Origin of the sequence: Synechocystis sp. LEGE 06083 (assembly GCF_015207725.1) — a bacterium.
GTDB lineage: Bacteria > Cyanobacteriota > Cyanobacteriia > Cyanobacteriales > Microcystaceae > Synechocystis > Synechocystis salina.
Window position 1 is genome coordinate 1 of the sequence record NZ_JADEWJ010000183.1, and the last position, 7,811, is coordinate 7,811.

The 7,811-nt window shown below is 48.1% G+C and carries 8 protein-coding genes; 4 read left to right on the forward strand and 4 right to left on the reverse strand.

Going from position 1 to position 7,811, the window contains the following annotated elements:
- The 3 genes from sufC to IQ219_RS13560 form a co-directional block, all read left to right on the forward strand.
- On the forward strand, positions 1-508 hold a 508-nt coding region (gene sufC, locus IQ219_RS13550; RefSeq protein ID WP_194072960.1), incomplete at its 5' end, for a Fe-S cluster assembly ATPase SufC.
- 106 nt (positions 509-614) lie between these two features.
- Positions 615-1,976, forward strand: coding sequence for a Fe-S cluster assembly protein SufD (sufD, locus tag IQ219_RS13555; protein ID WP_194072961.1), 1,362 nt, complete (start codon positions 615-617; stop codon positions 1,974-1,976).
- A 66-nt stretch (positions 1,977-2,042) separates the two neighbouring features.
- On the forward strand, positions 2,043-3,305 hold the full coding sequence (locus IQ219_RS13560; RefSeq protein ID WP_194072962.1) for a SufS family cysteine desulfurase: 1,263 nt from the start codon (positions 2,043-2,045) through the stop codon (positions 3,303-3,305).
- Here the strand turns inward: IQ219_RS13560 and IQ219_RS13565 are convergent.
- From IQ219_RS13565 to gmhA, 4 genes are all read right to left on the reverse strand, one after another.
- Positions 3,295-4,485, reverse strand: coding sequence for a TRC40/GET3/ArsA family transport-energizing ATPase (locus IQ219_RS13565; protein WP_194072963.1), 1,191 nt, complete (start codon positions 4,483-4,485; stop codon positions 3,295-3,297). The two genes, IQ219_RS13560 and IQ219_RS13565, sit on opposite strands and share 11 nt — an antisense overlap.
- 42 nt (positions 4,486-4,527) lie before the next feature.
- Positions 4,528-5,739, reverse strand: coding sequence for a glycosyltransferase (locus IQ219_RS13570; protein ID WP_194072964.1), 1,212 nt, complete (start codon positions 5,737-5,739; stop codon positions 4,528-4,530).
- Positions 5,736-6,305, reverse strand: a complete 570-nt coding sequence (locus tag IQ219_RS13575; RefSeq protein ID WP_194020169.1) for an HAD-IIIA family hydrolase — start codon at positions 6,303-6,305, stop codon at positions 5,736-5,738. The genes IQ219_RS13570 and IQ219_RS13575 overlap by 4 nt, the downstream gene beginning before the upstream one ends.
- Before the next feature lie 104 nt (positions 6,306-6,409).
- A complete protein-coding gene (gene gmhA / locus IQ219_RS13580) occupies positions 6,410-6,994 on the reverse strand; it encodes a D-sedoheptulose 7-phosphate isomerase (RefSeq protein ID WP_190597805.1) in 585 nt (194 codons plus the stop codon).
- 217 nt (positions 6,995-7,211) lie between these two features.
- Here gmhA and queD point away from each other — a divergent pair, with 217 nt between their 5' ends.
- Entirely contained in the window at positions 7,212-7,601 is a 390-nt protein-coding gene (gene queD, locus IQ219_RS13585) for a 6-carboxytetrahydropterin synthase QueD (RefSeq protein WP_194072965.1), read from the forward strand.
- The last annotated feature ends 210 nt before the right edge of the window (positions 7,602-7,811 follow it).

The following is a 7,811-nucleotide window of genomic DNA, read 5'->3' on the forward strand; positions in this document are numbered from 1 at the left end:
TCAATATCCCTTAGAAATTCCCGGCGTCAGTAATTTGGATTTTCTCCGCATTGCTTATAACGCCAAACGCAAACATTTAGGCTTGGAAGAATTAGATACCTTTGACTTTGAAGACTTAATTCAAGAAAAATTGGATGTGGTGAAAATGAATCCTGCTTTTCTGGAACGCAGTTTGAATGAAGGGTTTTCCGGGGGAGAAAAGAAGCGCAACGAAATTTTGCAGATGGCTATCCTAGAGCCGACCCTATCCATTTTGGACGAAATTGATTCCGGTCTAGATATTGACGCACTCCGCATTGTTTCTGAGGGGGTCAATTTTCTAAAAAATCCCGACAATGCCACCTTGGTGATTACCCATTATCAACGCTTGCTAAATTATATTGTTCCCGATCATATCCATGTCATGTATGATGGCAAAATTGTCATGAGCGGTGGTAAGGAATTAGCTCTGGAACTAGAAGAAAAAGGCTATGACTTCTTAGATGAAAAAGCATTGGCTGCTGTCTAATTCTTTTTCAGAGTTCAACTAAAGTTAGCAATAAAATTACTAATTTAATTGCTGACTTAATTTAACCGTTAACTAATCCGAACTACCATCGCCAAGGATATTTGCTATGACTGCCGCTGTTCTGACTAATGCTTTAAGAAAAAATAATCACCATGCTGAAGTAGACAAACAGTTGCAGAGTCTTAAGGAGCGGGCAATGTCAGGGGAAGGTGGAGAGCCAACCTTGCTCGCCAAAAGACAACGGGCAGAGAAATTGTTAGACGGACTAAGATTACCCAATAAAAATGATGAAGAATGGCAGTTCACTAATTTAACTGAGCTCAAGGAAATTGACTTTGCCACTGCAAAAAAAATCAGCCTAGATGCTGCTAGTGCAGAAAACTTTTATTTACCGGAAGCAAAGCAAAGCCGTTTGGTTTTTGTTAATGGTTTCTTCTCGGCGGAATTATCCAATACCAGCGATTTGCCTGAAAATATCGTCTGCGGATCCTGGAATCTTTTGCCCCCCAATAAACAGGAAAAGTTAGCTGATTATTTAGCTCAACGGGAAGATGGAGAGGATGTTTTTAGCACCCTCAACACGGCGGGGCTAAAGGATAGTGCCATAGTCTGGATTCCCGCCAATATTGAGCTGGCGACCCCCATCCATTGTCTGTTTTTGACGGTGGTTGATCCCACTCCGGTACTGGTTCAACCCCGACTGTTGATTGTAGCCGGAGCTAATGCCAAGGTAACCATTGCCGAGTCCTATGGAGCCATCAGCACCAACTGCACTGATCGCCCGCAGCAACAGCCCTACTTTAACAACATCGTCAGCGAAATTTACCTAGGGGAAAATGCCCAGGTCACCCATATCCGTAACCAGCGGGATTCCGGTGATAGCTTCCACATTGCCACCACGGCGATCGCCCAGGCCAAGCAGAGTCGTTACAAACTCATTGATATTAATTTGGGCGCTAAATTATCCCGCCATAATTTGGCCATGACCCAACAGGGGGAAGCCACGGAGACCGAATTTTTGGCCTTGACTACCCTGGCCGGCCGGCAGGTAAGCGACACCCACAGCACTATTGCCTTAAATCACCCCCATGGTGTGACCAATCAACTCCATAAATGCATTGTGGATGAATATTCCCAGGCAGTTTTTAGCGGCAAAGTTTTAGTGCCCCAGGCGGCCCAACTAACCAATGCCCAACAATTAAATCGGAACTTAGTACTGTCCCCCAAAGCTCGCATCAATACCAAACCAGAGCTACAAATCACCGCCGATAACGTGAAATGCTCCCACGGTGCCACCATCAGTCAGTTAGAAGCCGATGAAGTTTTTTATCTCCGCAGTCGGGGCTTAAATGATTACGATGCCCGCCATTTGTTAATTGATGCCTTTGCCGGAGAAATTTTGGATCAAATTCCCCTACCCTCTTTGCAAGGACGTCTGCGGCAATGTATTTCCTGTCGGACTATTTAGTCAGTCAGAAAATTGATATTTTAGTTGATTTTTTAATTAGTCTTAGTATTGTTTGATTGTTAAACCATGCTTGCCCTACAAACCCCCAGCCTTGCCGCCACTGTCCGCCAGGATTTCCCCATTTTAAATCAGGAAATTAATGGTCATCCTCTGGTGTATTTGGACAATGCCGCTACGTCCCAAAAACCCCGGGCAGTGTTGGAAAAATTAAGGCACTATTACGAAAACGATAATGCTAATGTCCACCGGGGAGCCCATCAGCTAAGTGTGCGGGCCACTGATGCCTATGAAGCAGTACGGGGTAAGATCGCTAAATTTATCAATGCCCGATCGCCAAGGGAAATTGTTTATACCCGTAATGCCACGGAAGCGATTAATTTAGTGGCCTATAGTTGGGGTATGAATAACCTCCAGCCAGGGGATGAGATTATCACCACTGTGATGGAACACCACAGCAATTTAGTACCTTGGCAAATGGTGGCGGCCAAGACTGGGGCGGTGCTGAAATTTGTCCAATTAGACGAGCAGGAAAGCTTTAATTTAGAGCAATTTAAAACCCTACTTTCTGAAAAAACCAAGCTAGTCACCGTTGTTCATATTTCTAATACCTTGGGTTGCATTAATCCAGTGGAAGAAATTACCCAATTAGCCCACCAAGTTGGGGCCAAAGTATTAATTGATGCTTGTCAGAGTGCGCCCCATTATCCCCTGGACGTGCAACTGATTGATTGTGATTGGCTAGTGGCCAGTGGCCACAAAATGTGCGCCCCCACCGGCATTGGTTTCCTCTACGGCAAAGAAGAAATTTTAACAGCCATGCCGCCCTTTTTTGGTGGCGGAGAAATGATTGCTGAGGTCTTTTTCGACCATTTCACCACTGGGGAGTTACCCCATAAATTTGAAGCGGGTACTCCGGCCATTGCCGAGGCGATCGCCCTAGGAGCGGCAGTGGATTATTTAATGGATTTAGGTATGGAAAATATCCACAACTACGAAGTGGAATTAACCCATTACCTCTGGCAAGGCTTGGCGGAAATTCCCCAACTGCGGCTTTATGGGCCTAGTCCTCAACATAGAGATCGGGCCGCCCTGGCTTCCTTTAACGTGGCTGGACTCCACGCCAGTGACGTGGCCACCATGATGGACCAAGACGGCATTGCTATCCGTTCTGGTCACCATTGCACCCAACCATTGCACCGACTATTTGACGCTTCTGGCAGTGCCAGGGCTAGTTTGTATTTTTACAACACCAAAGAAGAAATTGATCTATTTTTGCAATCTTTGCAAGCCACCATTAGCTTCTTTAGTGACGATAACTTTAACGTTTAACTGCTTCAGTAAACCTGATTTTGAGGTAATCATCCTCCATTTTTGCTCCAGCAGGGGTCAAGCCAGCCAAGGCCTGGGGCAGCACTAGGTTACGGCGATGGTTGCCAATGCGGACATTTAACTCATCCCCGGTTTTATTGAGTTGGATTTGTTCCTTATGAATGCCAGGTAAGTAAAGCTCTAGACTGTAGTCGTTATTGTCACCCTGGACAATGTTAATGGTGTTTTCTTTGTAATAAACCTGGGAAGGGTCCTCATCTTTATACAAAGTTTCTTTCAGTCTTTCCAGAGCAGCTAGACCACACATCTCTTCGGAAAATAAGGGCGCTTCCTTCACCGGCAGAGGATAGAAATTGTCGTAGATTTCCTGTTTATAGACCTGTTGGTTACTTTTCCATCGTTGGAAGAAAGGATCATCAATGGTGTCCGGCAAAATCCGGTTAGCAATGACCAAATCTGTGGCCACATTGTACAAACTCAGATAGGCATGGGCCCGCAATGACTCCTTCAGCACCATTTTTTCTGGATTAGTCACCAGGCGCACGGAAGTTTGGTTATTATCCGTCAGCACTTTTTCCAGAGCCTCAATTTGCTCATAAAATTCGTAGGGGGCATCCATCACTTCTTTATCAGGCAAAGAAAAACCGGCGATCGGTCTAAATAGGGGTTCCACCAACGGTCTGAGGGCCACGGACATTCCTTGCAAAGGCTTATAAAAACGCCGCATATACCAGCCCCCCACTTCCGGCAAACTGAGCAGACGCAAGGCCGTGCCCGTGGGGGCAGAGTCGATAATGAGTACATCGTAATCAGCTTCGTCGTAGTGGCGCTTCATCCGCACCAGACCAAAAATTTCATCCATGCCAGGGAGAATGGCCAGTTCCTCCGCTTGTACCCCGTCTAGCCCCCGGGCCTGTAGCACCTGGGTAATGTAACGCTTCACTGCGCCCCAGTTACCCTCCAACTCCATCAAGGCATCCAATTCCGCTCCCCAGAGATTTTCCTTCACAAGGCGAGGCTCATGGCCCAACTCCATATCAAAACTGTCAGCGAGGGAATGGGCCGGGTCGGTACTCAGGACCAGGGTCTTATGGCCTAATTCCGCACAACGGAGGCCGGTGGCCGCCGCAACGGAGGTTTTGCCAACCCCCCCCTTACCTGTCATCAGAATTACGCGCATGGATGGATCTGCCTAGAAATATGAAAAATCGGAGACGGAATGTTACATATTGTTAACTTCCATGCTTCCATTATGCCGGGAAAGCCAGACTTCTTGCAGGGTTTTAGCGTAATTTTCCAGGCTGTGGTGTCGGCGGTAGGCCTGGGCCATGGCGGCTAACCGCTGATGAATGGTGGGGTCGGCCAACTTTTGAGCAATTTCTGCCCACCCCTGGGATGGGGTTTGCCAATCCATTACTAAACTGTTGAGGTCGTACTGTTTTAGTTCCCTGGCCATCCAGGTCCCGGGGGACACTAACGGTATTCTTTCCGCAATGATGGCTTCAGTGAAAATGCCGGAAGTCCTTTCTGCGTAAGCCTCTGGGTCGTAGGGTAAGAGAATGATTTGGGCTTTGTTTAACCAATCGGTGTATTCTTCCCTGGTCAGGCGATCGCCAATTAAGTGAACTTCAATGTCTTCACTATTACTTTTTAACCCGGAAGCGGCCGCCGCAATTATCTTCAGCTTGGGGGAGTTATGCCAAGGTGATGAAACCAAACCTCGCATCACCGACCAACCCTTTTCTTCCCTGGGGGCACCGGGCCACCAACAGAGTATGGGATCAGCTTGTAGGGATAGGGGCACAACTTCAGCAAAATCCGTGTGGGGAATGGGCATCACGGTGAAGGGCTGACGAAAATAATTCTGGAGCGATCGCCCGAGGGGTTCACTATCTGTTAAAAATTGGCACTGGGGCGGGGGCAATAATTTTCCTAAGCGTTGGTGGAGCCCATGGTAAAGAGGACGGGTTTGGTCTAAATGCACATCTCGGCGGTAGAGAATCCAAAAATGCAATCTTTTGCGGTTTGAAGCAGACAATTGCCGCAGTCCCCACCAGACAGCAAAGAGTTGGAGATGGATAAAGCGTTCTAAAAAGAGGATGACTGGTCTGTTTTCTCCATTGTTCAGCAACGGTTGCAATTGTTGGGCCAAGACATTGCCGCATTCCATGGCCTGGGGAAGACGGGTTAATTTTGCTACCATACTGCCCTCTGCTTCCAAATCCTCCGGCAGAAGAACTCGATGGAGGCGATCGCCAATTTCCTCCAAATTCTGATCTGCATTCTGGGGAACCCAAGCTTGATACTGCCAACCCAAATACTCCACCGATCGCCGCACTGCCCCGTGGTAAGGCAAAATATGGCCTTCCCCTCCCATTAGATGGGGAATGAGAGAAATAAAGAGGGGTTGATCCTTGGAATCGTCAGAGTTCATTCGCTTGAGGGGGAAGCCAGCAGACTAACAGTTTCCCCCAGATTGGCAAAGACGGGAATCGGCTCTGCTAATTGCGCCGCAAATTTATCCAACTTCTGGCAGGTTTCCTGGCCCCGACCTGTTAGTAGCACCACTGGTTGGCAACCAGCGGCAATGGCCGCTCCAACGTCACTGGGGGCATCACCAATAAAGTAGGATTCTTGGAGAGAAATTTGGTACTGCTCTGCCGCCCGCAACAGCATTTCGGGGGCAGGTTTGCGGCAATCACAGCCTTCCTCTGGATGGTGGGGGCAAAGGAAAAAATCGGTGAACTTTACTCCCTCTTTGCCATACTCCCGTTGAATTTTGTCATGCACCGCCGCCACGTCACCATGGTCAAAATAACCCCGGCCAATGCCCGCCTGGTTGGTGATCACAATTAATAAATAACCGGCTTTTTGCCACTGGATTAAAGCTGGTCCGGCACCCCGGGGTAACTGCACTTGTTCTGGCTTACCAAGGTAGGGAATATAGTCAATGATGACGCCGTCACGGTCGAGGAACAGAGCTTTGCGGAGGGCACTCAAGGTTATCGGTGTGGATTTTGGCTAGGTTAAAAAGGGCCTTAGCATTTTACCAGGCAGGGAAATAGTCTGATTCTCGGTGGAACTAATTTTGGTTCCTTTTTCAGCTATACCTTAACGCCAACGGACTTTTGGGCGAAGAGACGGGATTCCACCTGTTCACAGATGTGGTGGTAGGTCATCAAATGCACTTCTTGGATGCAGGGGGTATTTTTATCGGCAATGAAGAGGGGATAGTCGGCAAATTCCTGGAACAAACCGCCGTTATTACCAGCCATGCCAATGGTGTGCAAACCCCTATCCTTGGCACATTTCAGTGCATGGAGCACATTGGTGGATTTGCCAGAGGTGGATAAACCCCAAAGAACGTCCCCCGGTTGCCCTAAAGCTTCCACCTGGCGGGAAAAAACAATGTCGTAGGTATAGTCGTTGCTGACAGAAGTGAGGATGGAACTGTTGGCAGTTAAGGCGATCGCCGGTAGAGCTTGGCGGTTGAAATGGAAACGGCCGACAAACTCAGCGGCCAGATGTTGGGCATCGGCGGCGGATCCCCCGTTACCGCAGATGAGCAATTTGTTGCCTGCCTGGAATCTTTGGCAAATCAGGTCCACCACGGCCTCAATGGCTGTGCAATAGGATTGGTCAAAAGCCTTGGCAAGGGACTGTAAACGCTGTTCAACCCATTCAGACATAGTAAATCCTCATTTTCAAAGCCTGAAGCAACAAGCAAAATCTAGCTTCGACTTTTAGGGACTCCCATTACCGCAAAAAAGTGGCAGGGGCCAAAATATAGTTCCTCATCTTAATCGAGGGAGGCAAAAATTGGCTAATGTTAAAGGGGTTGGCGTTTGGTCACTGGGGACGATTTTCCCTCATCCTAGGGTGAGCAGACAGTGATTTGAGATTTTTATGTGGATTATTTATAAAGAATTTTTCTTTGAGGCGGCCCACCAATTGCCCCACCATGAAGGAAAATGTCGGCGTTTACATGGCCACAGTTTTCGGGGACGGGTTTACGTGGCCAGCGATCGCCTCAAAACCACTGGTTCAGAAACGGGTATGGTGATGGATTTTAGTGTGCTCAAAGCCCATTTGGACCCCTTGGTGAAAAACTACCTCGACCATTATTACCTCAACGAAAGTCTCGGCTTGGAAAGCCCCACCAGTGAGGCGATCGCCGCTTGGATCTTTGCCAAGTTAGAAGAAGCTGGGGTACCGGGGTTACATTCGGTGGAAGTGCTGGAAACCTGTACCTCCGCCGCCCGTTACTTCTCGCCCCGCCTGTCCACATTTCTCTGATTTTGGTAATCCCTGTCATCGGGGGGGGGACAGCGCCTAGGGCTCTGGATGGCACAACAAAACCCTTACATAGTTGAGCTTTACGAGTGTTTTATGCATATCAAGCCGCTGTAGAATTTGCTGTAAGTGCCTATTATGCTTGGTTAATCAACACTGGTAAACCCGAGAAAAAGACCAAGCTCCAGCTTGCCGAACTGGAGGGAGTAATTA